Origin of the sequence: Bacillus sp. SRB_8, assembly GCF_003264205.1 — a bacterium.
Taxonomy (GTDB): domain Bacteria; phylum Bacillota; class Bacilli; order Bacillales; family Bacillaceae_G; genus Bacillus_A; species Bacillus_A mycoides.
The window spans coordinates 331,612-352,824 of the sequence record NZ_NADT01000026.1 but is presented as its reverse complement, the minus strand read 5'-3'; the positions used below and the strand labels follow the sequence as shown (position 1 = coordinate 352,824).

The 21,213-nt window shown below is 33.2% G+C and carries 34 protein-coding genes and 1 pseudogene; 12 read left to right on the top strand and 23 right to left on the bottom strand.

What is annotated here, in order from left to right:
• Nucleotides 1-39: 39 nt before the first annotated feature.
• Both B5P40_RS23585 and coaW read left to right on the top strand, forming a co-directional pair.
• On the top strand, nt 40-438 hold the full coding sequence (locus B5P40_RS23585; RefSeq protein ID WP_002127819.1) for a 3-hydroxyacyl-ACP dehydratase FabZ family protein: 399 nt from the start codon (nt 40-42) through the stop codon (nt 436-438).
• 27 nt (nt 439-465) lie between these two features.
• A complete protein-coding gene (gene coaW / locus B5P40_RS23580; protein ID WP_002127820.1) occupies nt 466-1,287 on the top strand; it encodes a type II pantothenate kinase in 822 nt (273 codons plus the stop codon).
• Here coaW and B5P40_RS23575 read toward each other — a convergent pair.
• A pseudogene (locus B5P40_RS23575) lies at nt 1,272-1,469 on the bottom strand (hypothetical protein); the annotation flags it as partial. The gene coaW and the pseudogene B5P40_RS23575 sit on opposite strands and share 16 nt — an antisense overlap.
• Between B5P40_RS23575 and B5P40_RS32925 the strand changes: the two are divergent.
• Complete coding sequence (locus tag B5P40_RS32925) at nt 1,444-1,587, top strand: hypothetical protein (RefSeq protein WP_181462960.1); 144 nt, start codon at nt 1,444-1,446, stop codon at nt 1,585-1,587. The pseudogene B5P40_RS23575 and the gene B5P40_RS32925 sit on opposite strands and share 26 nt — an antisense overlap.
• A 34-nt stretch (nt 1,588-1,621) precedes the next feature.
• On the opposite strand, the gene B5P40_RS23570 is transcribed toward B5P40_RS32925, so the two are convergent.
• From B5P40_RS23570 to B5P40_RS23550, 5 genes are all read right to left on the bottom strand, one after another.
• A complete protein-coding gene (locus B5P40_RS23570; RefSeq protein WP_033729220.1) occupies nt 1,622-2,101 on the bottom strand; it encodes a CcdC family protein in 480 nt (159 codons plus the stop codon).
• A gap of 41 nt (nt 2,102-2,142) precedes the next feature.
• On the bottom strand, nt 2,143-2,814 hold the full coding sequence (locus tag B5P40_RS23565; RefSeq protein ID WP_113710002.1) for a DUF4052 family protein: 672 nt from the start codon (nt 2,812-2,814) through the stop codon (nt 2,143-2,145).
• Entirely contained in the window at nt 2,811-3,683 is an 873-nt protein-coding gene (locus tag B5P40_RS23560; RefSeq protein ID WP_113710001.1) for an ATP-binding cassette domain-containing protein, read from the bottom strand. Before B5P40_RS23560 ends, B5P40_RS23565 begins: the two co-directional genes overlap by 4 nt.
• Complete coding sequence (locus B5P40_RS23555) at nt 3,680-4,060, bottom strand: GntR family transcriptional regulator (protein WP_000805181.1); 381 nt, start codon at nt 4,058-4,060, stop codon at nt 3,680-3,682. The genes B5P40_RS23560 and B5P40_RS23555 overlap by 4 nt, the downstream gene beginning before the upstream one ends.
• A 169-nt stretch (nt 4,061-4,229) precedes the next feature.
• Nucleotides 4,230-4,823, bottom strand: coding sequence for a DUF4825 domain-containing protein (locus B5P40_RS23550; RefSeq protein ID WP_002035178.1), 594 nt, complete (start codon nt 4,821-4,823; stop codon nt 4,230-4,232).
• 441 nt (nt 4,824-5,264) lie between these two features.
• Between B5P40_RS23550 and B5P40_RS23545 the strand changes: the two genes are divergently transcribed.
• The 7 genes from B5P40_RS23545 to B5P40_RS23515 are packed head-to-tail and all read left to right on the top strand — an operon-like array spanning nt 5,265 to nt 6,423.
• Complete coding sequence (locus B5P40_RS23545) at nt 5,265-5,405, top strand: YrzI family small protein (protein ID WP_000156202.1); 141 nt, start codon at nt 5,265-5,267, stop codon at nt 5,403-5,405.
• Between the two features lie 27 nt (nt 5,406-5,432).
• Nucleotides 5,433-5,576 (top strand): YrzI family small protein, encoded by a 144-nt coding sequence (locus tag B5P40_RS23540; RefSeq protein WP_000142704.1) that lies wholly within the window; start codon nt 5,433-5,435, stop codon nt 5,574-5,576.
• A 28-nt stretch (nt 5,577-5,604) separates the two neighbouring features.
• Nucleotides 5,605-5,748: a YrzI family small protein gene (locus tag B5P40_RS23535; RefSeq protein ID WP_002013394.1), complete on the top strand. Its 144-nt coding sequence runs from the start codon at nt 5,605-5,607 to the stop codon at nt 5,746-5,748.
• Between the two features lie 26 nt (nt 5,749-5,774).
• Nucleotides 5,775-5,918 carry a YrzI family small protein gene (locus B5P40_RS23530; protein ID WP_002035179.1) on the top strand — a complete coding sequence of 48 codons (144 nt, stop codon included), beginning with the start codon at nt 5,775-5,777 and terminating at the stop codon, nt 5,916-5,918.
• Nucleotides 5,919-5,944: 26 nt separating this feature from the next.
• A complete protein-coding gene (locus tag B5P40_RS23525; RefSeq protein WP_002013394.1) occupies nt 5,945-6,088 on the top strand; it encodes a YrzI family small protein in 144 nt (47 codons plus the stop codon).
• Nucleotides 6,089-6,114: 26 nt separating this feature from the next.
• Nucleotides 6,115-6,255 (top strand): YrzI family small protein, encoded by a 141-nt coding sequence (locus B5P40_RS23520; RefSeq protein WP_000672237.1) that lies wholly within the window; start codon nt 6,115-6,117, stop codon nt 6,253-6,255.
• A gap of 27 nt (nt 6,256-6,282) precedes the next feature.
• Nucleotides 6,283-6,423 carry a YrzI family small protein gene (locus B5P40_RS23515; protein ID WP_113710000.1) on the top strand — a complete coding sequence of 47 codons (141 nt, stop codon included), beginning with the start codon at nt 6,283-6,285 and terminating at the stop codon, nt 6,421-6,423.
• Nucleotides 6,424-6,813: 390 nt separating this feature from the next.
• Here the strand turns inward: B5P40_RS23515 and B5P40_RS23510 are convergent, their stop codons facing one another.
• Complete coding sequence (locus tag B5P40_RS23510; RefSeq protein ID WP_000837889.1) at nt 6,814-7,899, bottom strand: AI-2E family transporter; 1,086 nt, start codon at nt 7,897-7,899, stop codon at nt 6,814-6,816.
• A 149-nt stretch (nt 7,900-8,048) separates the two neighbouring features.
• Between B5P40_RS23510 and B5P40_RS23505 the strand changes: the two genes are divergently transcribed.
• Nucleotides 8,049-8,870 (top strand): HNH endonuclease, encoded by an 822-nt coding sequence (locus tag B5P40_RS23505; protein WP_000189680.1) that lies wholly within the window; start codon nt 8,049-8,051, stop codon nt 8,868-8,870.
• Between the two features lie 228 nt (nt 8,871-9,098).
• Here the strand turns inward: B5P40_RS23505 and B5P40_RS33095 are convergent, their stop codons facing one another.
• The 14 genes from B5P40_RS33095 to B5P40_RS23440 all read right to left on the bottom strand — a co-directional run bounded on the left by B5P40_RS33095 (nt 9,099) and on the right by B5P40_RS23440 (nt 18,875).
• Nucleotides 9,099-9,191 carry a putative holin-like toxin gene (locus B5P40_RS33095; RefSeq protein WP_001289318.1) on the bottom strand — a complete coding sequence of 31 codons (93 nt, stop codon included), beginning with the start codon at nt 9,189-9,191 and terminating at the stop codon, nt 9,099-9,101.
• A 141-nt stretch (nt 9,192-9,332) separates the two neighbouring features.
• Nucleotides 9,333-9,860, bottom strand: coding sequence for a ribonuclease FAU-1 family protein (locus B5P40_RS23500; protein ID WP_078176533.1), 528 nt, complete (start codon nt 9,858-9,860; stop codon nt 9,333-9,335).
• Nucleotides 9,861-10,078: 218 nt separating this feature from the next.
• Nucleotides 10,079-11,134 (bottom strand): hypothetical protein, encoded by a 1,056-nt coding sequence (locus B5P40_RS23495; protein WP_113709999.1) that lies wholly within the window; start codon nt 11,132-11,134, stop codon nt 10,079-10,081.
• A 12-nt stretch (nt 11,135-11,146) separates the two neighbouring features.
• Entirely contained in the window at nt 11,147-11,620 is a 474-nt protein-coding gene (locus tag B5P40_RS23490; protein WP_002013416.1) for a tetratricopeptide repeat protein, read from the bottom strand.
• A gap of 183 nt (nt 11,621-11,803) precedes the next feature.
• Entirely contained in the window at nt 11,804-12,493 is a 690-nt protein-coding gene (locus B5P40_RS23485) for a phosphopantothenoylcysteine decarboxylase domain-containing protein (protein ID WP_002165585.1), read from the bottom strand.
• Between the two features lie 12 nt (nt 12,494-12,505).
• Nucleotides 12,506-13,306 (bottom strand): AAC(3) family N-acetyltransferase, encoded by an 801-nt coding sequence (locus tag B5P40_RS23480; protein WP_125930143.1) that lies wholly within the window; start codon nt 13,304-13,306, stop codon nt 12,506-12,508.
• 248 nt (nt 13,307-13,554) lie between these two features.
• A complete protein-coding gene (locus B5P40_RS23475; RefSeq protein WP_012261139.1) occupies nt 13,555-13,956 on the bottom strand; it encodes a GNAT family N-acetyltransferase in 402 nt (133 codons plus the stop codon).
• Nucleotides 13,957-14,017: 61 nt separating this feature from the next.
• Entirely contained in the window at nt 14,018-14,956 is a 939-nt protein-coding gene (locus B5P40_RS23470; protein WP_113709998.1) for a DMT family transporter, read from the bottom strand.
• A 72-nt stretch (nt 14,957-15,028) separates the two neighbouring features.
• Nucleotides 15,029-15,547: a DinB family protein gene (locus tag B5P40_RS23465; RefSeq protein ID WP_002127841.1), complete on the bottom strand. Its 519-nt coding sequence runs from the start codon at nt 15,545-15,547 to the stop codon at nt 15,029-15,031.
• A gap of 15 nt (nt 15,548-15,562) precedes the next feature.
• Entirely contained in the window at nt 15,563-16,063 is a 501-nt protein-coding gene (locus tag B5P40_RS23460; RefSeq protein WP_113709997.1) for a GNAT family N-acetyltransferase, read from the bottom strand.
• A 33-nt stretch (nt 16,064-16,096) separates the two neighbouring features.
• Complete coding sequence (locus B5P40_RS23455; RefSeq protein ID WP_113709996.1) at nt 16,097-16,642, bottom strand: GNAT family N-acetyltransferase; 546 nt, start codon at nt 16,640-16,642, stop codon at nt 16,097-16,099.
• Between the two features lie 15 nt (nt 16,643-16,657).
• Entirely contained in the window at nt 16,658-17,359 is a 702-nt protein-coding gene (locus tag B5P40_RS23450) for a nucleotidyltransferase domain-containing protein (protein WP_063225791.1), read from the bottom strand.
• 16 nt (nt 17,360-17,375) lie between these two features.
• Nucleotides 17,376-18,059: a DNA alkylation repair protein gene (locus B5P40_RS23445; RefSeq protein WP_012261143.1), complete on the bottom strand. Its 684-nt coding sequence runs from the start codon at nt 18,057-18,059 to the stop codon at nt 17,376-17,378.
• 147 nt (nt 18,060-18,206) lie between these two features.
• Nucleotides 18,207-18,875 (bottom strand): hypothetical protein, encoded by a 669-nt coding sequence (locus B5P40_RS23440; protein WP_113709995.1) that lies wholly within the window; start codon nt 18,873-18,875, stop codon nt 18,207-18,209.
• Between the two features lie 219 nt (nt 18,876-19,094).
• Here B5P40_RS23440 and B5P40_RS23435 point away from each other — a divergent pair, with 219 nt between their 5' ends.
• Complete coding sequence (locus tag B5P40_RS23435; protein WP_002127847.1) at nt 19,095-19,922, top strand: peptidoglycan-N-acetylglucosamine deacetylase; 828 nt, start codon at nt 19,095-19,097, stop codon at nt 19,920-19,922.
• Between the two features lie 42 nt (nt 19,923-19,964).
• Here the strand turns inward: B5P40_RS23435 and B5P40_RS23430 are convergent, their stop codons facing one another.
• The gene (locus B5P40_RS23430) at nt 19,965-20,390 is read right to left on the bottom strand and encodes a WapI family immunity protein (protein ID WP_002127848.1); all 426 of its coding nucleotides are present in this window, start codon (nt 20,388-20,390) and stop codon (nt 19,965-19,967) included.
• Between the two features lie 118 nt (nt 20,391-20,508).
• Nucleotides 20,509-21,054 carry a TetR/AcrR family transcriptional regulator gene (locus tag B5P40_RS23425; protein ID WP_113709994.1) on the bottom strand — a complete coding sequence of 182 codons (546 nt, stop codon included), beginning with the start codon at nt 21,052-21,054 and terminating at the stop codon, nt 20,509-20,511.
• Nucleotides 21,055-21,213 lie beyond the last annotated feature (159 nt).

The window sequence follows — 21,213 nt, the reverse complement described above, 5'->3', positions numbered from 1 at the left end:
TAACTTTAGCAGGGGTATTATTATTCCTGGAGGTACGATATGAATATTAAAGATACTCTTCCCCATCGCTATCCATTTTTAATGATTGATAAAATTACAAACGTTAAAGAATCTCAATCAGCTACAGGATACAAACTGATCACAAATAACGAGTGGTTTATTAATGAAAATCAAAACTATATGCCTCATATGCTAATTGTAGAAGCACTGGCTCAACTTAGTGCTTTTGTAAGTACAGGTGAATCTGAAGGACTTGGTTTCCTCTCCTCTTTAGATGGGGTGGAATTTCATGAAAATGCGTATCCCGGTGATAAACTTGACTTACATTATGAATTAACACGTAACAGACGAGGTTTTGTTCTTGGGAAAGGAATTGCCTCTGTAAACGGTCAATCAATCGTTACCATTGAAAAGCTATTAATATATCAAGCTGATTAAACAGATTACATAGTAAGGGGTAGGGAAATGCGGAATGTTGTTGGTATTGATGCTGGGGGAACATTAACAAAAATTGCTTACTTTAACGAAATGAACAAATTAGTTTTTGAAAAATTTTATTCATATGAACATGAAAGAATTAAAGAATGGCTTCATAATAATAATTCAATTACACAATTATGCATTACAGGTGGTAAAGCTACACAGTTAGAACAACTCCTTTCAAGTTCATATAAAATAGTAGAATTAAACGAGTTTGAAGCTACTTTAGCAGGAGTACGATACATACTAAAAGAAGAAAAACGTGCTATAAACAGCTTTGTATTAACAAATATCGGTACAGGTACTTCCATTCACTATGTTCACGACAAGCAATATGTTCGCGCTGGTGGAACTGGAGTTGGCGGTGGTACTATTATGGGTCTTTCAAAACTATTAACAAATATAGATCATTTTGAAGACGTGATTCCGCTTACGAAAATTGGTTCAAGAAACAGTCTAGATATTACAGTTGGAGATATTTATGGCGGGATTCTCTCCCCTCTTGATAATAACTTAACTGCTAGCAATTTCGGAAAAGCGACCATTACAGACTCAAATTATAGTAGTTCAGATATACTAGCTACCGTTCAAGGACTTGTCGGTGAAGTCGTCACAGCATTAAGTCTTCAATTCGCCGAAGCAAAAAATATTGACCATATCATTTACATCGGTTCTACTCTATGTAATAACGTACATCTTCAAAATATTATTAGTAGCTATACAGAATATCAAAACAAAATACCAGTCTTTTTACAAGACGGCGGTTATAGTGGTGCAATTGGTGCTTTACTTCATAGTTCGAAATAAAAAAGCTGACTTTTGTCAGCTTTTTGCAATGGTACTTCAAATTCAATAATTGATTCTCCATTCTCACCAATTCGTTCCACACTAATTCTATCAATTACACAATTTAACTTCTCATGAAAACTAGGAATATCCTTCGCTATTTCAGTTGCTAACTCTGTGCTATGTTTTCTCCCAACTGTTACAGGAGCGACACCTCAAACAGAGCAATTTAAACGTGCAGTAAATGCTCGTATGAGGGCATATGAAATAGGTTCTGTTAAAGATGTTTCGAAACTTGTATTACAAGCAAATAGCCCATAAAAATAAAAACTTCTCAAATGAGAAGTTTTTATTTTTATATCACATGATTACTATTCCCGCGCCAAACTTTCCTGAATTTTATATAACAAGCAATTCTCCACGGAATAATATAAGACACCGCAACGACGTAAAATAATAAACCAATTATTTGCGGATCTAAGCCAACGATATATTGTCTTGAACTATATCTTAAAATAACAATTCCGATAAAAGTAATTAAAAAGGCAGCACTTTTTTTCGTATAAATGTTTCCGTCTTCTCTTCGCTCATAGTTTGTTAGAAATATAAGTGGGATTGCGAAAATCACCCCAATGGATGCTGCTATAGTCACCTGTAATATAGCTGGATGTACTGGACCAAAAAACAATAAAATACCCGGTGTTAAAAATAGTAATGGCCACAAAATACGTTTTCCCGTTCCCTTAATCGGCTTATACATAGAACGATATCGTCGCCAAAAAATTAGCAGTGCTACGCATAAAAAGACGGTTATTAGTGAAGAAGTATCTCCCATTTATTATTCCTTCTCTCCCAAAGTATATATTTAATTACACTTTAAATCGTTTGCTCAAATGATACTTTTCGAATGAATATACCGCTAGTCACGATATAGACGACAGTTAATCCAATTGAAATGACAGTAAAATATGGAATATCTATTAAAGATAGATTAGATGTAGAATTTAAATCCTGTATTCCTACTTCTCCATAAAGCACACTATTCAATGATATAAAAAGTGTTCCCCCTACCATAAGACCAATCCACTTAAACCGTTTCTTAATTACTACTGCTACTTGAAAGAAAGTTGCTATTGTAACATACAATAATAGTTGTACAATAAACTGTTTTACTGAGTGTTCTCCTAAACTAGTATTAGCTGTACTATACAATGTATTTTGTAAAAGAATCACTTGAAGGAATGAGAAAACCGCAGCCTGTAATATAATATAGCAAACTGATCCAATGAAAAACTGTAACCTCGTTACTCCAAACGAAACAGCTAAATGAAACAGATCATCCTGTATAATGAAGGTGCTTACTACTATAAAAAATATAATTACAATCGAAGGATTACTTAAAATATGTTGTAAAAACCCTTCCTTTATTCCTTTTAAATCCATTACACTTGTTATTCCTTTTATAAGTAATACTGCAATCCAAAATATAATAAATGCCTTATAATGAAAATTTATATGTAACTTCAACTGCTTCATTAACATCGTCATTTCACTTCACCACCAGTTATGTGAATAAATAGTTTTTGTAATGTAATTTCATCAACTGCTAATCCTTCTTTTTCAAGAGAGTAATAATCTTCATTAGTAAATTCTTCCCATATAACAGCAATGCCCTTATTTCCATAAACTTCTCGATTTATAACTTTTTTATTAATCGAAAGCGCATCTACTTTATCTTTTTTTCCTGAAATTATATGCCCCTGTTGTAATAAATCTTCCACCGATGATTGAACAACTAGTCTTCCTTCTTTTATGATAATTACGTCTTCAATAACATGGGTTACTTCTTCTACTAAATGTGTTGATAATATAATTGTTCGAGGATACTCACCGTAATCTTCTAATAGTAAACTATAAAATAACTCGCGATGTGCTGCGTCTAAACCAGTAGTTGGTTCATCAAAAATTGTAATTGGTGCCCTACTTGCTAGGCCCTGAATAATCCCTACCACTGTTTGCATTCCGTGTGATAATTTATGATATTTCTCTTTCATATTAAGCTGAAATTTACCTGCCAGTTCTTCAGCGTACTTCTGATTCCAATTTTTGTAAAACATGTTACATAACTTAAAAATTTCTTTTACTTTATAACTTAAATGCGCTTCTTCTTTCACTCTAACAAAACAAATGCTTCGCATCGCTTTTCTATTTTCAAAAACATTTTCGCCAAATACAGATACGCTTCCACTACTTGAAATAATCTGACCTGCGAGTATGTTTAATAAAGTTGTTTTCCCCGCTCCGTTTCTTCCAAGCAAACCATATATTTTATGCTCTTCCAATGAAATAGTTACTTCGTTAACAGCTAATTTCTTTTTATATTTTTTAGACAAGTTTTTCGTTTCAAGTGCAATCATCCCTCTTTCCCCTCCTTCGTAATTTTGTGTATCATGTCCATCAATTCGTCTTTTGATATTTCTAGTACTTTTGCTTCTTCCCACACTTTAGGTAAATACTCGGTCATAAAAACATGCTGTCTTTTTTTTAGTACGACTTCTTTTGCTCCCTTTGTAACAAACATCCCGATCCCTCTCTTTTTATATAAAATCCCCTCATCTACTAGTAGATTTACTCCTTTTGCAGCTGTAGCCGGATTAATTTGTAACATCTTCGCAAATTGATTTGTCGACGGAACTTGTTCTTCTTCAAGTAATATGTCTTTTAAAATATCAGATTCAATTGTTTCTGCAATTTGTATGTATATTAACTTATTTTGTTCTAGAGTAGGTTTCACGATTTCACCACCTTAGGTTCATAGGTTCATTACTTATGTAATTAACCATAGCACAACGTTATATTTTTTTCCATAATTTTCATCAAAAAAAGAATCATTCGATACTGAATGACTCCCTTTAAAAAATGTCCGTATTTTCAATCGTTAAATAACCACATCTTCCTCCATATCACTTAGATTCCCGCACAGGATGTTCATTAAAAAATTGCTTTCGAAAATCTTTATTATTAACTAGCTTTTCTATTTTTTCTTGATTACCGTAAAAGAAATTCATTACGATTCCCTTATTCCATATAAGATCATCCTTTGGCAAATCATTAAATTCTTTATACAGTATGGGTAAAAGTTCTTCTCTTTTTAATGCAAAACTTTGATTTTCAATCTGAAACTCATACCCTTTCGCATTCGGTACTAAAACTGCAAGATAAATAGCATTAAAGAGTAAATTCTTCTTCATCGTATCCTTCCCATCAAACCAATACGTCTCAATCATTTCTTCTGTAAGATTTCCATTCTCTTTTGCACCATATTCCACTTTAATATTTTCATTTTCTAAATTTAAACTTTGAACTGTTTCACCACCAGGTAAGTTTTTAACAATCGCAAACACATCGGAATTATTTCCAACGTATGTCCCCATATATTTTTTAAAAGCCCCAGGTTCAATATGTGATATTTCTTTTATTTGCTCCCCATTAGAACAAGCAGTAACAACTAATAAAATTGTTAGCATAACACCTGCTATTCTATTCATATACTTCATTAGACACCCCCACGTTCTATTTATTATCCAATCCATACAATGTATCCTTTAAAAAGCCCTTTTAAATATACGCATTTTAATCAAAATTAAAAATTTTCACTTTTTATGTTTACAATTATCCATTAATTGTATATAATTACTAACGTAAGAAAAATATTCTAAAAGGAGGTCGAAGGAAATGATGAAATTACAATTACATGCTTTAACTTTAGCGTTAACTGCACCTGTGTTTTTCGGACAATTAAATATGAATTCGACCACCCTAACGGAGAATTGAAAATCGTACTTTATTTCTATTAATTCATAAATTCGCCACAGGAGGTCGTATACTTTCCTGTGGCTTTTTCACGCCCAGCCATAGGAGAACGATATCTTCCTGTGGCTTTTTCGTGCGATTTTTTAGTCTCATACATTATTTTTTAAAGAAAGGAGCAACATTCGATGACTATTAGCGTATTGTTTTTAAGTATTACGATTCAAAGAAATACACTTTCCAAAGCTGAAATTCTTCATAATGAGCAAATTACAAAAGCTATGAATGATGTTAAGGAGCGCCAAGTGCTTTATTGCGATCACCTGTAATTCCTTTTCGAAAGGAGGAATTCGTCTATGACTTTTCATATTTTCTTTTTTACGACAGCACTTCAGAAAAAAACGTTATCTGAAGCTGAAATCTTTCGTAAACAACAATTAAAACAAACTATGGATAAAATAACGGACATTAAAAGTTCGTATTATACACAAATGTATTAAAAATATTTTTTAAAGGGGCAATATCCTAATGAAATTCAAAGCTTTCTTTTTAACGATTACCATTCAAAAACGCAAACTTTCAAAAGATGAAATTTCTCGTGAACAACAAATTAAAAATATTATGGATGATGTAAAAGAGCGCCAGTCCTCTTATTACAATCGTCTTTACTAAATAAATTATAAAGGGGTAATATCCTAATGAAATTTAAAGCTTTCTTTTTAACGATTACCATTCAAAAATGCAAACTTTCAAAAGATGAAATTTCTCGTGAGCAACAAATTAAAAACATTATGGATGATGTGAAAGAGCGCCAGTCCTCTTATTACAATCGTCTTTACTAAATAAATTATAAAGGGGTAATATCCTAATGAAATTTAAAGCTTTCTTTTTAACGATTACCATTCAAAAGCGTAAACTTTCAAAAGATGAAATTTCTCGTGAACAACAAATTAAAAATATTATGGATGATGTGAAAGAGCGCCAGTCCTCTTATTACAATCGTCTTTACTAAATAAATTATAAAGGGGTAAAAATCCAATGAAATTCAGAGTATTATTTTTAACGATTACCATTCAAAAAAATAAACTGTCTGAGTCTGATATGCTTCATGACCGACAAATTGAGCAGGCTATGTACAACGTAAAAGAACGACAAAGTCATTATTGTAGTCACCTGTAATTCCTATTCGAAAGGAGGAATTCATGTATGAGGTTTCACCTTTTCTTTTTAACCATTACGATTCAAAAAGACACTATATCTGCAAATGAAGTAAACCAAGAGGAACAGTATAAAAAGATTATAGATGAAATTCGTGATCGTAGAAGCAAGTACTACACTCACCTATAATTGTTTGAACTTATATTAGAAATGAAAGGAGTCGATTATGATGTTAATAACGCGGTGTAAAGAAATGATTTGGATAGTTCAGAGGGATTCCACATAGTTTATAAAGTGAAACTTTAATCAGTGGGGGGGTTTGTTCATCCCCCACTGATTATTAGCTCTCACCAATCGGGCGTTTACGCGCAGTTGATCTCCCACCTAACTTCTTTTTTCTTCACCTGAATTTTGAGGTGGGAGTTTTACTGCCCACAAATAGCGGGATAAAGTTTATTTAACAAAAATTCACCGCCTGATTTGATATGTAAAAATATATAATAATAATATGTATTTCATACACTAAAAAATAAAAGATACACCCCTTTTTATTAAGCGGTGTATCTTTCTCAACATATTCTATTTCCGTTTACTTCGTTTCGTCTTAAACAATCTCACTAAGTTCGAAACAACTGTTTTTGTTACCGCATAAGCTGGTACTGCTAAAATCATTCCGATAATTCCCGCGAAATTACCTACCCCTAAAATAAGGATGATAATTGTCAACGGATGGATATTTAATTTTGAACTCATAATACGCGGTGAAATGATGTTACTTTCAAACTGTTGTACGATTGTTACTATAATAATTACGTACAGAGCTTGCATCGGAGATACGAACAGACCTATAATGACAGCTGGTGCTGCTCCGATAAATGGACCTAAGTTCGGAATTATATTTGTAAATGCTGCGATAATTCCTAAAACGAAAGCATACGGTAAACCGATGATTAAATAACCAGTAAATGTAAAGGCACCAATAAACATACAAACGAGCGCTTGACCTTGAATATATGCAGATAATGTTTCGTTCGTTTCCTTTATGATACGAAGTCCTTCTTCACGGTAAGACTCTGGTAATACACTAACAGCTTTTCCTGGAAATGCATGTCCATCTTTAAACATATAAAATAAAATGAACGGTACTGTAAAGATAACTAACGCCACGTTCGTGATAATACCAAATAAAGCCGTTGCACTCGACGTAAGTGTGTTTGGTATTTCCTTTAAGTATTCAATTGCATTTTTCTCAATTGTCTCAATGGAAACGTAGTTTTGTGTAGATAGCCATTCAAATAATCTATGATGGGATAGATCTTGTATGTATACTTTTCCCTCTTTTATGTAAGTCGGCATATTTTTTACTAAATCCATTAACTGTTGTGAGATGGTTGGAACGACTACTCCAATAGCAACTCCAGTTAATGTAATAATAAAAAGGTACAGTAGTAAGATCGCTAAACCTCTAGGTACTTTTTTATTCTCCAAAAAGACTAACAATGGGTTAAATATGAAGTATAAAAATAACGCGATTAAAATTGGGAAAAATAATGTTGATATGAAGATACCAATCGGTTGAAATAGAAACGATATTTTTGTGCAAATAAATATAATTCCTACAACCATCAGCACTTCTAATGTCCAAAAGTGCACTTTCGATTTCAAAAAAACGTCCTCCTTTAAACTAGCACTTCTCTTCATTGTACCAAATTAAACTTAGATTTCACATAATATTTTCCTTTACAATATTCCAAAATCCCATTAAATACACTACAATGAGATTACAGACAAATTTGCAGGTAAAGGTGATAAATATGACACAATGCATCATTTGCAGAAAAGATACGAAAGAACTTAGTGAACAATATGTCATTCCAGAGATATTATGTGGATATTATTTCATAAACTCAATTTGTGATTCCTGTCATGAACATATGACAACAAATATTGACCGTCCTTTAATTAGACATAAATTAAGTCAATATAAGATTGAGCAAATGAAAAAACAAATCGACTCCCCTCTCTATACGAATGAACATGGTGAGGAGCTAGCAGCCGCTGAGACAGATGTAGTCGAAGTAAGTGATGAGATACTTTATTCCAATGCATTAATTATGAAACTATGTAAAAAGCACGATATTTCATTACATAATGAAATTTGGAAAGAAGAGCGCGTAACAAAAGTAGCTAGTTCTATTCAACGTGAATTGCTTTTAGATAACCGTAAATATAAAATGAGTGTATTAAAAATGGCTTATACTTTTGCTGTACAAACAATTGATGGCTACTTTGACGATCCAGATGCGATTGATATTTCTACCATTCTATTAAATGCCGATTTCATGGAATTAAAGGAAAAGAGTATCGTTCGTGACTTAAGCAAAAGCTCTTTATGGAATACATTAAATACAACGAGCGAAAACCATTACTTTATTTTACTTAGTGATAAAGACGGTCTATTCTGCTTCATTCGCCTATTTGATATTTTTGATGTTGTTGTTCATTTATCAGAAAAAAGATACAATCTTCCATCACCAATTGTCGGCGTAAATAATGTAGACAAAAAAGGATTTTTTGTGGAAAGTTTAAAACAGTATATGGATGGGCTATTTAAAGAAACTACACGTTCTATTTAATCCATATAGGAACATACGGTCTCCTTTCTTCATGAAAAGACACTGTGTTATAATGAGTGTGAAAAGAACAATACAATCACATAAAACAATTAAAACCTGTATATAAATAAAAAAGACTAGTGTGCGGCTACACACTAGTCCACGTAACTTAGCAGATTGGATTGTTCATTTATCCTATTTGTTTCGTACAAACACAACAACCCACTTTCTATAGGCATAGGTGGGTTGTTATTTTTTGAGCTTGTCAATTAAGACGACAATAAACGTTAACAATGCAATGAGAAACAGTCCACCTTGCAATAACAACGCAATTTCACTCACTTATTATCACCCCCCTCCTACTTTGGAGAAGTGATAATTGAACAACCAACCGTACCATAAGTTACCTCTTAATTTTATCATATTTTCTAATAGTTTACGATGAAAACCCGCAAGCTAGTAAGCTGCGAGTTTTTTTATTTTTCATGTAGAAAAAATCTCTTTCTGTTTAAATATAGTCTCCGTTTCTAAAATCATTTGAGGTAAGAAGACATGAATTGTATCCGTTAATACGTTAAGAGCTTCTTTCACATAACCATTTTCAAATTGATCTAATGACTCAGGTAATTCGACTTCATCTAATATGAAATACTCACCATTAGGAAGAACCATAATATCAATGATTAAATCTTCAAATGTTACTAACTCATTTCCTACATGTGTGTTTTTTATGATATTAAAATATGACCCTAAATAATGCCCAGCATCATCTCTCCATATGTATAGGTTATACGGACGATCTTCCCAATAATATGCGGTTGTATAACTACCTTTAGGAATAGTTAATTTTATTTCGTTTGCTGTCATAGTAAAAGGGTACTGTACCTCATGAAATAGTACGATTCTCTTCGGTTGTGCTTCTACTAATAAACAAACGTGATCTACAGTTGTAGAATCATAACGTATTTTTCTTTCTATAATTTCAATCCTTAATGTACGTAAACAATTCATTTTTTAGTTACCCCTTTTATCATATAGTCCGTTTTTAATTATATCCTTTACGCTCCTGATTAAGAAAGTATACCGTATTCCGCATCATAAAAACTCCTTCTATAATGGAAGGAGTTAATGAACTACTACTATTTTATTAACCACAATTCATATATGGTCTTTTATTTTTTTCAATACAAACTCCATATACACCAAACGCACGATGATATTTAGGAGCTTTACTCATGTTTTAACTTTCCCTTAACTACATCATAAAATTTCCGTTCATCGTCTACATTTAAGTGAATACGACTTACTGTTTTAGAAAATCCATATAACAACTGCGCTTTAATTGGCTCTTTTAACGTTATTTCAAAAGTTGGAGGTTCCTTTATAAATTCCATAACAGTTGCGTCAAGAACCTCTTTCTCTTCTTCTTTCTTTAAAGGTTCGCCTTTATAAAACGCAATGTTATCAATTTGTGTAAATGATATAACGATTTTCTTTCCTAATCCAATTTGAATAATCACTTTTTCTTCCGCAACGATAATTGGATTTTTACGCATCGCTTGTATTTCAGCTAAAAAATAAAACATCGCATATATGTTTAAGATGAGTAAAACCCAAGCTATTACTGGATTCCATTGATGAAGTAAATAATGAAAACCGATACTTTCAATTAATGTTGCATGAATAATCATGATATAAACACCTATTGCACCGGTCTTTTTATGATATGAGTATGTGGATTCACTTTCTAATACTTTTTCACGCCACGATAAAAAAGCATAATAGAGTAATTTACACTCTGTTAGAATGATATTTACTGTCTTACTTCTCTTCATATTAGCATCAAATGCTGCATCAATCGCATAAGAAAATGAAGAATACTCACTTCTATATTCTTTATATCGTTTTATTATTTTAGGAAGTACTCTTATAATTTTATATATAAGAAACAGTTCAAAACATACGAACACAATTTCTCCAGCAACTATTACATACGAAACAAATGAAAAAGCTTGTAAATAATCACTAGGAATTATAAATCTTGCGAATACATATCCAGCTATAACTACAGGAAACATATACGTTAACGAATATCTTTTCCGTATAATAAAGAAATATGTGATGACTGGAATTACAAACATAAAATCTAATAATGAACCGAGGACTACTTCTTTCGGGGCAGCTGGCACTATTGGCAGGGCATACAATAAATAGTTTGATAACATAATTAAAGATACGAGTCCAATCCAAATGCCTTTTTTCCTTCGTGAAATTGATGGATTCATTCCTTCTCTCCTCTATTCAAAAACCTCATTTAAATGGTCTTTATAAAATGAAATAGCACGTTCAAATTCTTTTATCTCATCTACTTTCACAACTGTCTCTAACAGTAATTTCATCGCTTCTTCATGTTCGTTTACGTTATATTTTGCTAATGATAAAAACACTTTCATCACGTCATTTTCCGGGAACTTCTTTATCCCTGCTTCTAATAAAGTAATCGCTTTATCATATTCCCCTATACAACGATACGTACTGCCAAGACCGATATACGCACCGCAAAGGGATTCACCATCAAGTCCGTTCGCAATTGCCTGTTCATAATACGGAACCGCCTCCGTTTCAAGACCCATTACATCATGTATCCAAGCGCATTGATATAGTACTTCTGCATCCCTCGTAAAGTTTGTTAATCCTATAAGTATCTCTCTAGACTGCGCATATTTCTTTTCATTTCTAAGTTTAATAGCTTGCTTTAATAAATGTTCCATACAATCCACTCCTCACAAAATGTTCATTATGCATATATCATGTATTACACATTTACGAGCAGCTAATGGCCTATTTATTCCATTGACTCAATTTAATAATTAGTGGGGGCTAAGTTCCCCCACTAATTTAATATTAACTCCATTACATACTATGCGACTGCATCTCTTTCTAAAAGCTTAAATTTACATCGCAGTGATACGATTACATAAATGCTCTAACATATTGACAATTTCTTTTGCAGTTTCATCTTTCCCATTACATAACTTCACATTACCGTCTTGTCCAATAACGTGATGCACAGCACCGCGAGAATATAAAGAATGCGGTGAGTTTGCTACCATTACACTTGCTTTTGCATCTTCCATTCTTTTACTTGCTCTTTCAATAAGTTCTGCTTCATTTACGTCACTTTCAAGTTTAAAGCCAACGAGTATCGTTTCTGAATCCCAACTCTTTACTTGTTTTAATACTTTTGGCGCTTTTTGAAAATGAATAATTGGAGCGATGTCACTTGAAATCTTTCCGTTCATATTAAGAATATTTCCATCTTGATCACAAATCTTTTCGACAACCCAATCTGAGCCAGCAGCAGCCATAATAACTGCATCTACTTTTTCATGTGTAATAATACTTTTCATCTTATCTTGTAAATCAATAATCCCCTCAAATGGGTGCAATTCTAATTGGTTATTTACATCCATTGGCTTCTCAGCGAAATAGCCATGCAAATATATTACATGTGCGCCCTTTGTCATTAGCTCTTCCGCAATAATTCTTCCAATCGTACCTTTTGCTAAATTTGTATGTCCACGTACTTGATCCCATTTTTCTAGGCAGCCGCCGCTCGTAATTAATACTTTTTTCCCTTGCATAATAACCATCCCTTATTGATTTTTCGCACGAAACCACTCTGTTCCAAAGTCAACTGCATCACGCTGCCTCATAAAACGGCACGTCGCATTCCCTATCTTCCCACGCGTAACTGTTCCTTTAAGCTCATATTCAACTCCGATTTCTACAAACGTATCAGAATCGTAATCCATTTCAACGAATTCTTTCCATACTCTTACACCTTCTTCTATAATAGGTGCTCCTACCTTTATTAACTCGCGTGCACCTGTACGTACCTCAGATAAATGTATAGACGTATTAGAGTCATAACCAACACCAAGTAATAATATGTATCCATCTAAATCGTATATTTTTCGTAATGGCGATTCTTCACCAAAACTTATGGAAAGTGAATGATTCGCTGTAATTTCTTCTGCGTGTTGCCCCCATGCTGCAAAACTACTGAGTGGATGATTACTGCGCAATACATTCGGATATGTACGAAAACATTCAACTACTTCTCCCATTGCCCTTGTTGGTGTTATACGTGGATCAAATGCTGGGACGTTATCCCGAATAATTTGCCACCATTCTTCTGGTACAGGTGGTCTTGACCAATGTTTTGGATCGGATAAATCCGAAGATTGCGTCGGCATAATTATCGTTCCTTCTTCTGTAACAACTTTCATTAACGCTTCTACTACGGCAACTGCACCGCCTGATATCCAACCGATTGAACTTAATGAAGAATGTACAATAACTGTCATTCCCTTTTCTATCCCTAATGCTTTTAAATCATTTGTAATTGTTTCGATTGTATTTGGAAATTGTGTATTCGCCACTATGTCATTCATTTTCACGATTGTTCCCCCATTTTGCTTTAAACTAATACATACATATATTATCATATTTTTCTTAATTTTTAACATAATCATACAGATTACTATAGACCTATCGTTCTTATCATATCGGAAACAGTTAAATTATGGTGTATTTATTTAAAATTAATATAGAAAGGTGAACACAATCAAAAACTTTCAATCTAGCAATCTTAATTTATACTAATATGAAATAGCCCATCACAAATGATGAGCTATTTATTTTATTCATTCTCTAAATAACAATTAAACCTTTCTATCCCCGGGTATTTTTCACCCAAACTTTCAATCTTAAAGTTACATTTCTTGTAAAAACCGACTGCCTCTGTATCTGTCTCAGCCTCAATATATGTTAACTCATATTCCCTAATTATTTCTTTAATCATTTGAAGTGCAATTCCTTGATTGCGATATTTTTCATCAACAGCTATGTGACACATTCTCGCTCTATTTGTATGAATTAGCGCTATACCTATGCAACCCTTATTCCCATATTTATATAGCACTGCCTGATCATTTTTATACATTGAAACTGCTTTAAATAAGCTTGCTTCACTCGGACCGGTCGCATGCTTTAATACTTTTTTAATGGGATCTATTTCTAAATACTCAACACGTTGTAACATCCTTTCTCCATCCTTTCTCATGAAAAAAGATTAGCTCTTTATTGAAAAAGAGCTAATCTTTTTATGCCGTTATTTTCTCTTCTTTTTTCACAACTACAGCTACATAACTATGAAGTATCATTCCGACAATTACAAGACTCATTCCAACCCACGATAAAGAAGACGGAATTGGAGCCGATAACCAGAGCAGCTCTCCTACTAATGCAAATAAAACTTCACCAGACTGTGTCGCCTCGACTGTTGCTAATTTTTGAGGATCATCTTTTACAAGATCTGTCGCAAAGAAGAATAATACCGTTGCGATTAACCCTGAACTAACTGCTACAATAAAACATTGGAAAACTTGACTACTTGACGGTAGTCCGCCTGTTGATACTTCATAACCAGATAGTAAAAACCAAAATGGTAAACTTGCTAATGTCATACCGAGAACTCGTTGGAAGACATCTAATTCGCCCTTACATACTTGCATCATTTTTCTATTTCCAAGTGGATATGCAAACGCAGCAATGAGTACAGGAACCACACATAAAATGGTTTCACGAATCCCTAAAGAAGAAGCGTGTTCTACTTGCATAAGAACAACACCGAATAAAATAATGCCTGACATTACTAATTCTTTCATTGGAAGTTTTTTATGTAATGGGTCTACCGCAAAAAATGGTGTTAACAAAATCCCTGCAACTATTGTAATTTGCCAAGTCGAAGCGACAAGCCACCCCGGTCCAAACGCACCCGCGAAACTAAGCGGTGCATAAAAGAGACCAAACCCTACAATACTCCATAACAACCACTCTTTCGGATTGTTTTTCATATATTGCAAGAGTTGTTTTAAATTCCCTCTATACATGACAATAAGTAGTAGCATTGGAACCATAAAGTAATACCGTAGTGATGCACTCCAAATCCAACTCCCGCCCCCTAAGTCCATCGACCGGTTTAACACAAAGGTAAAGGCAAAGAAAAACGATGCCAATATCCCTACTGCACTAGCTTTCATTATAAAACCCCTTATATAGTTTCTTTTTCTACTATATAACAAAATGAATATAATTAATATTCAAAAATTTAATCATACATGCGGTCTACTTCTATATAACTTTCGTAATCGACTAATATGAGCTTGATGGTACCGATTATGATCGGCTATATGCCATATTCCCCACCTTATAGTCGCATTTTCTCCCTTTTCATAAAAAACTTCTCGTGTTAAATCATTTTCTGTTAGTTTCATACATTCCTCATAAAACATATGTTGCACAGCTTCATAATCTTGCATTAATTCTTGTAATTTGTACTTTCTTAAACTAGGCAATTTTCCCATTTCATTCAACATTGGTCCATATTTATTTTCAAGTGCAGGCGGAACTCCCTCTCCTTTTAAACGGTACACCCAGTGTAAATCGACTACTGCTAAATGCTGAAGTAGCTGTCCAATGTTATTTTCATTATTTTCAGACCCTTTATAGGATAGTTCGTTCTTTTCAATACCTTCGACTAACCTTTGCAATCGTTTAAATGTATCAGTAACCGTTGCATACAAAATTGCCACGTTGGGGTTCATATCTTTTTCTAAATGGAGATCTTTCATGATAATATCCTTCCTTTAAAGAAACAACACCATATTTTCATCATCACTATACACACCATTCACCTTTATAGCTCTTTTTTCAATTCCATACGTTTTAAAGCCCATTGATTCATACAATTTTTTTGCTGGTTCGTTTGTAGATACAACACCTAATGTCAATTGCTCTAGTTTTATATCTCGCGCTCTTTGAATGGCATTTGTTATTAACTCACGTGCCAATCCGTTCCGCCTGTTTTGTGCATCTACATACATCGCAACGATATGACCTTTATGTTTATACGCCTCTCTCTCTTCTGTTAGTAAAGTGACAACTCCAACTAAATGATTTTCTTCATTAAATGCACCAAATGTACGACTAGTAGTAGCTGTTAAATTACTTTCCACTCGCTTAATAGGATTTTCCTGGCGAATCGCCTCTTCATAAGTTGTTACAAATGCCTCTGGATTTACTTGTAAAGCTTGTAAACGTAAGTCCCAATATTTTTCCGCATCTTCTTTCGTAAGTAATCGAATCATTTTCCCCATCCCCTTTTAGTTTACATAACATTTTTATAGACTATTAAATAAAGATTGATATTCTTCTTTTAACATACTATAACGATAGCGATGAATGAACTTCCCTTTACGTAACCGATCATTTCTCATTATTCCTTCACAAACAAATCCTGCTTTTTCATAACTCTTTCTAGCTTGTAAATTATCTTCGTCTACTCGTAGCCAAATTTTTTCTAATTTGAATTCAGAAAAACCGATTTGTAACATACTGTATAGGGCCGCCATTCCATATCCTTTACCCCAATATTCTTTATTTCCAATTGCAATCCCTAGTTCAGCATTTTTATTTGTATTATCAAAGTTTTTTAGGTCTACCCATCCAATGTGTATACCTTCCTTTGTAACGATAGCTCGTTGTTCATAACCATTCTTTCGACTTATGCATGCTTCAATCCATCTTCTCGTATCGCCACGAGTGAACGGTGGATATTGATCTGGTACAACTAAATGTTTTGTTACTTCTGTATCTAATGACCATTGATATCGATCTTCTACATCGTCTTGTGTCAATTCTCTTAATTGAACGAATGGTACATTCATTTTGCTATCCCCTTTTCATTTCCCTATAGAAAATCCTTCGAACATTCTTCCTCCGTATTGATCTAGCGTGTTTTCTACAAAAGTAATTAATTCATTTTTCTCCTCTGTTTTATAAAAATGATCAAAAGCCGCTACAAAATGTTCTGCATATTGCTCGTCATACCTTCTTAACACCCTAATAAACCATTTTGAATTTCCAAGCCATTGACCATTTACTCTTAAAACATATTCATGTACTAAATCAGCTAATAAATTGGCAATGAACAATTCTTCTTCTCTCTTTGTTGCACCAATGAAGTCATCCAAAGTATCCGTAATAAAATAACGCTTCTGCTTCATCGTTTCTTCTGTCCATTTTTTTGGTCCTTTATTTAATAAATCATTCGCTTCTCTTTTAAGTATCTCTACAATTTCATCTTTTCCTTTTAGCACAATCCCTTCTGAAACTAATTGAGGTAATGAAGGTCTCCCACGCTCACAATCACTTTTAAAAAAGGTTTTATACGTTTCAAAATTATGTACGAATACTTCAACAGGCCAGCCATTACTATAGAAAGATTCTCTATAACAAGATGACAAACTTTGGTCGAATATTACAATATCAAGGTCAGATGTTTTTGTAGCCTCTCCTCTAGCAACACTTCCCCCTAGTAAAGCAACATCACAATTCGAAAATTGTGATGTAATTATGCTTTGTGCCGCTTCCATTGGTTTCATAACCGTTCCCCTTTTCTTATTTCACTTTCTTTTTTTCAGCTCTTTCTCTCGCTTTTTTTATATACGGTTCTGCGTCTGGTGTTTTGCATGACGTTGCACCATGATCAACTTCTACTTTTCCAATTTCACGTGCAATTTCAATTGCTTGTTGCTCTAAAGCTTCATTTCGAATCCCTATCGCGATTAAAGCACTATTCATCGCTTCTTTTTTTCTATTTTTTTCATTATGTATATTTGCTTTAATTTCTTCTAGATACGGAGTGAAGAATTCATCATGTAACGTTTTATTTTTAATCGCTATATTTGCTAATAAAGACCAACCTGCTCTTCCAATCCATTCATCATCAGACTTCGTCCATTCTTCCATTCTTTCTATTGCGATTGGTGACGTACATATAGCTGTCATAAGAACGTCCATTAAACAATAGTAATCAACATCCTGAACCCATCTATTTAGTTGTTTTGACGTTAGTTTCTTCGGATCTAAAATCATCGTTGCTAAAGTCATTGCATCCATATTTTTCGTTTCCCATAATGAGATTGCTAAATCATGATCCTTTTTTATCCTCTTTTTCAACAATTTTAAATTTGCAAAACTAACTCCAAATAACGGCTCTTTCGCTCCGTGGTTTTTATACGTCTTACGAGTTTGTTCTGTCCCATACTCTTCTAGTTGCTGCATTACTTCTTCAAGTAACATATGCCCACCTCTTTTATGTTTTATGTTCACTTCATATATGTATGTACGATATATTCTACATTATTTTTTGGTTTTCCTATATTTATTTTTTAAATACGGTATGTGAAATTTTATTGATGTTCTTTAAAATAAAAAACATCCTCTTCCTTATTTTTCACACGGTTGTTCATTCACACTCTGTATACAATACTCCACAAGCGCATTCAACGGATTTATTATGTTCCTTCCTATTATATTTTCTACCCTTGTAGTAGCGTCTACCATAGATAATTGTGCAACTGAAAGCATTTCGTTTCTACCTTTCATAATTTCATATAAATACTTTTCTAATTTAACATCATGCTCTTCTTTACGACCTTGCATAATTAACTCAAATATCCCTTCTATCACTTCTACTTTTACATGTATGGATTTATTATTCTGCCGAGCGTATTGTTTTAAACGTTCCATCGTTCCTGAAACCGTACGATTATTTGTAAAAAGTATTGTTTGTGGCTCTTCAATATGACAAATCATTTCAAAAAATGGCTCATCAATTTTCAATATAGGTATGTCTATTTTGAAATTCTCATCTAATAGCGTAATATAATCTGTACAAGTTAATAAAAGTGTATCTACATCACTTTTGGCTATATACTTTATAATATCTTTTAAATTACTCCGTGCTTGTTCTTTTTCAAAATCGCAATCTTTTTTTAATATGCGTGATAAGATGGGATCTACAAAATGGAGTATTTCGATTCCAAAAGATTGCAATGCTCGGTCAATGTATTCAATATTTGAATGATGAGCATGTAAACAAGCTAATTTTTTCATACTTTTCCTCCCTTTCTAAAACAAAAAACGTGAATGAACCATTATTACATGCAGTTCCATTCATTTAATTCTTGTTTCATTTTTTCAAACCTGCAAAACAGTGAAATCTTACATGCTTTTTAACAAACTTTTTTGCGCTTGTAAAAAAGTTTTTTTGCATTTCCCCCTCTAAAATTGCTAATATAGTAGAGTAGAACTTTTATAGAGAGTAGGAAAATTATGCACAATGGAATTCGGATGACAACTTTAGTGAAAAGGGCTCTGTTGATTTGCGCTGGGGTATTATTTACATACGAAGCTGCTTACGGATCAACACATATCGCTCTAGCAAGTACAGAGGATGAAGCGAAATCTGTTCAACTTGTAAGTGAAATTCAAACGTCCCTTGCTCCGAAAGAAGCTCCAAAGCACTATAACGGGCAAGTTAGAAAAGTCGCTTACTTAACATTTGACGATGGTCCTGGAAAATACACAGCTGAGCTTTTAGATATGTTAAAGAGTGAAAATGCAAAAGCAACATTCTTCCTAATTGGTTCAAACGTAAAAGCTTTCCCTGATCTTGTAAAACGTGAAGATGCTGAAGGCCACTATGTTGGGATGCACAGTATGACTCATAACTACAAGAAACTTTACACAGAAGGTCATTACGTTGATGAAATGAAAGAAGACCAAGGCTTAATCGCTGGCGTTCTAGGAAAATCTCCAGTATTAACTCGTCCATCTTACGGCTCAATGCCAGGGTTAAATGAAGCTCTTCGCAACAAAGTTGTTGAAAATGGTTTAAAAGTTTGGGATTGGACAATTGATTCATTAGACTGGAAATACAACAAAATGCAAGTAGACGCTGCATCTGCTAAAATCGTAGAAAACGTTCTACATGGTGCTACAAACCCAACAGAAGTTATTCTAATGCATGATATTCATCCACAATCAGTTAAAGCAGTACCTGGTATTATTAAAGGGCTGAAAGAAAGAGGATATGAATTAGAAGCCTATAATGAGAACGAACACTTCCCATTAAACTTCTGGCATGATAATCGTATGTAATAAAAAGACTTGATTCCCTCTTGTAGGTTATCAAGTCTTTTTTTATCGTTTTGGGAATTTCCTTTGTTGCTCTTCAATAGAACGAATAATATTCTCCCTATCCTCTTGAGTTATACCGATAGAAAATTCGTATTCTTCTTCCTTACACCATGTGGGGTTAAGTTCCAGCGATAAGCGAATAACAATGTTAAACTCCCCTGCTTTTCCCCCCATAAATTCAAACGCTAAATTTGGTTCTATGAAATCTAGTTCGTTATATTTAGGGTTTGGTAAAGATTCAAACCATTTTATCATGTACTGTAAATCGTATGTTTGTAAAAAAGGATCCATCGTTTCAAAAACTTTATTTTCTTCTGATAGTTTCGCTTTTACTCTTAACCAATTTCTATCACACTCGTCTTTTGCATCTGCATATTGGTAATTTACAACCTCTAAATGTAATGATATTTTTTCATTTTGAAAATTCATGCATATCCCCCTTCTATCTCTGGATCTTTTGTTTTATAAATTTTTATTAATCCCGATACTTTAAATTATACTAGGTTATTTTAATCTTTTTTTAATACGGATAAATTGTTTGCATTTATTACCCTTTATACATAAAATAAATTTGATTTGCAATATAATCTGAACTAAAGTGAAGTCCATTCCTTATCCACCACATGATAATACCTACTAATGAAGCTGTTTTAATATCAACTGCAACATAATCGTCTGGTAAATCCTTTTTCGTATTCTCTCTTCTCGTTTCTATTAACTCTTTTAAAAATAAAAATAATTGCTCCTCAAATTGATTCATTTTAAATAATATAAATAAATAATTTCGATGGATATATAAATAATCAAGTAATTGTGCTAGCTTTTGTTTTTCTGATAAATCTTTTGCATGTATTAAATCAGCTATTTTATTTGAAAGTTCATTTGAAATCTCATTCGTGATTTGGTCTAGTAAATCTTGAATATCTTGATAATGTAAGTAAAAGGTTGTTCGGTTTAATCCTGCTTTTGTTGCGACTTTCTGAACCGTTAAACTTGAAATACTAGGATTCTCACATAGGAGAGAAAAAACAGCATTTTTAAACATTTCTCTTGAACGAACTGTACGAGGATCTTCTTTTTTAGGTGTAGACATTTTGAAACTCCTTTATAGATTTTCTCTTTACTTACTCGACAGTGCATACCTTCTATGTCGAGTAGTGAACATTTTCAACAAAACTGTTCATGGTCAAAGAAAATTTATTTTGTTACCATTAATTTTATCGACACAATGTCGATAAATCAAGACAACAAT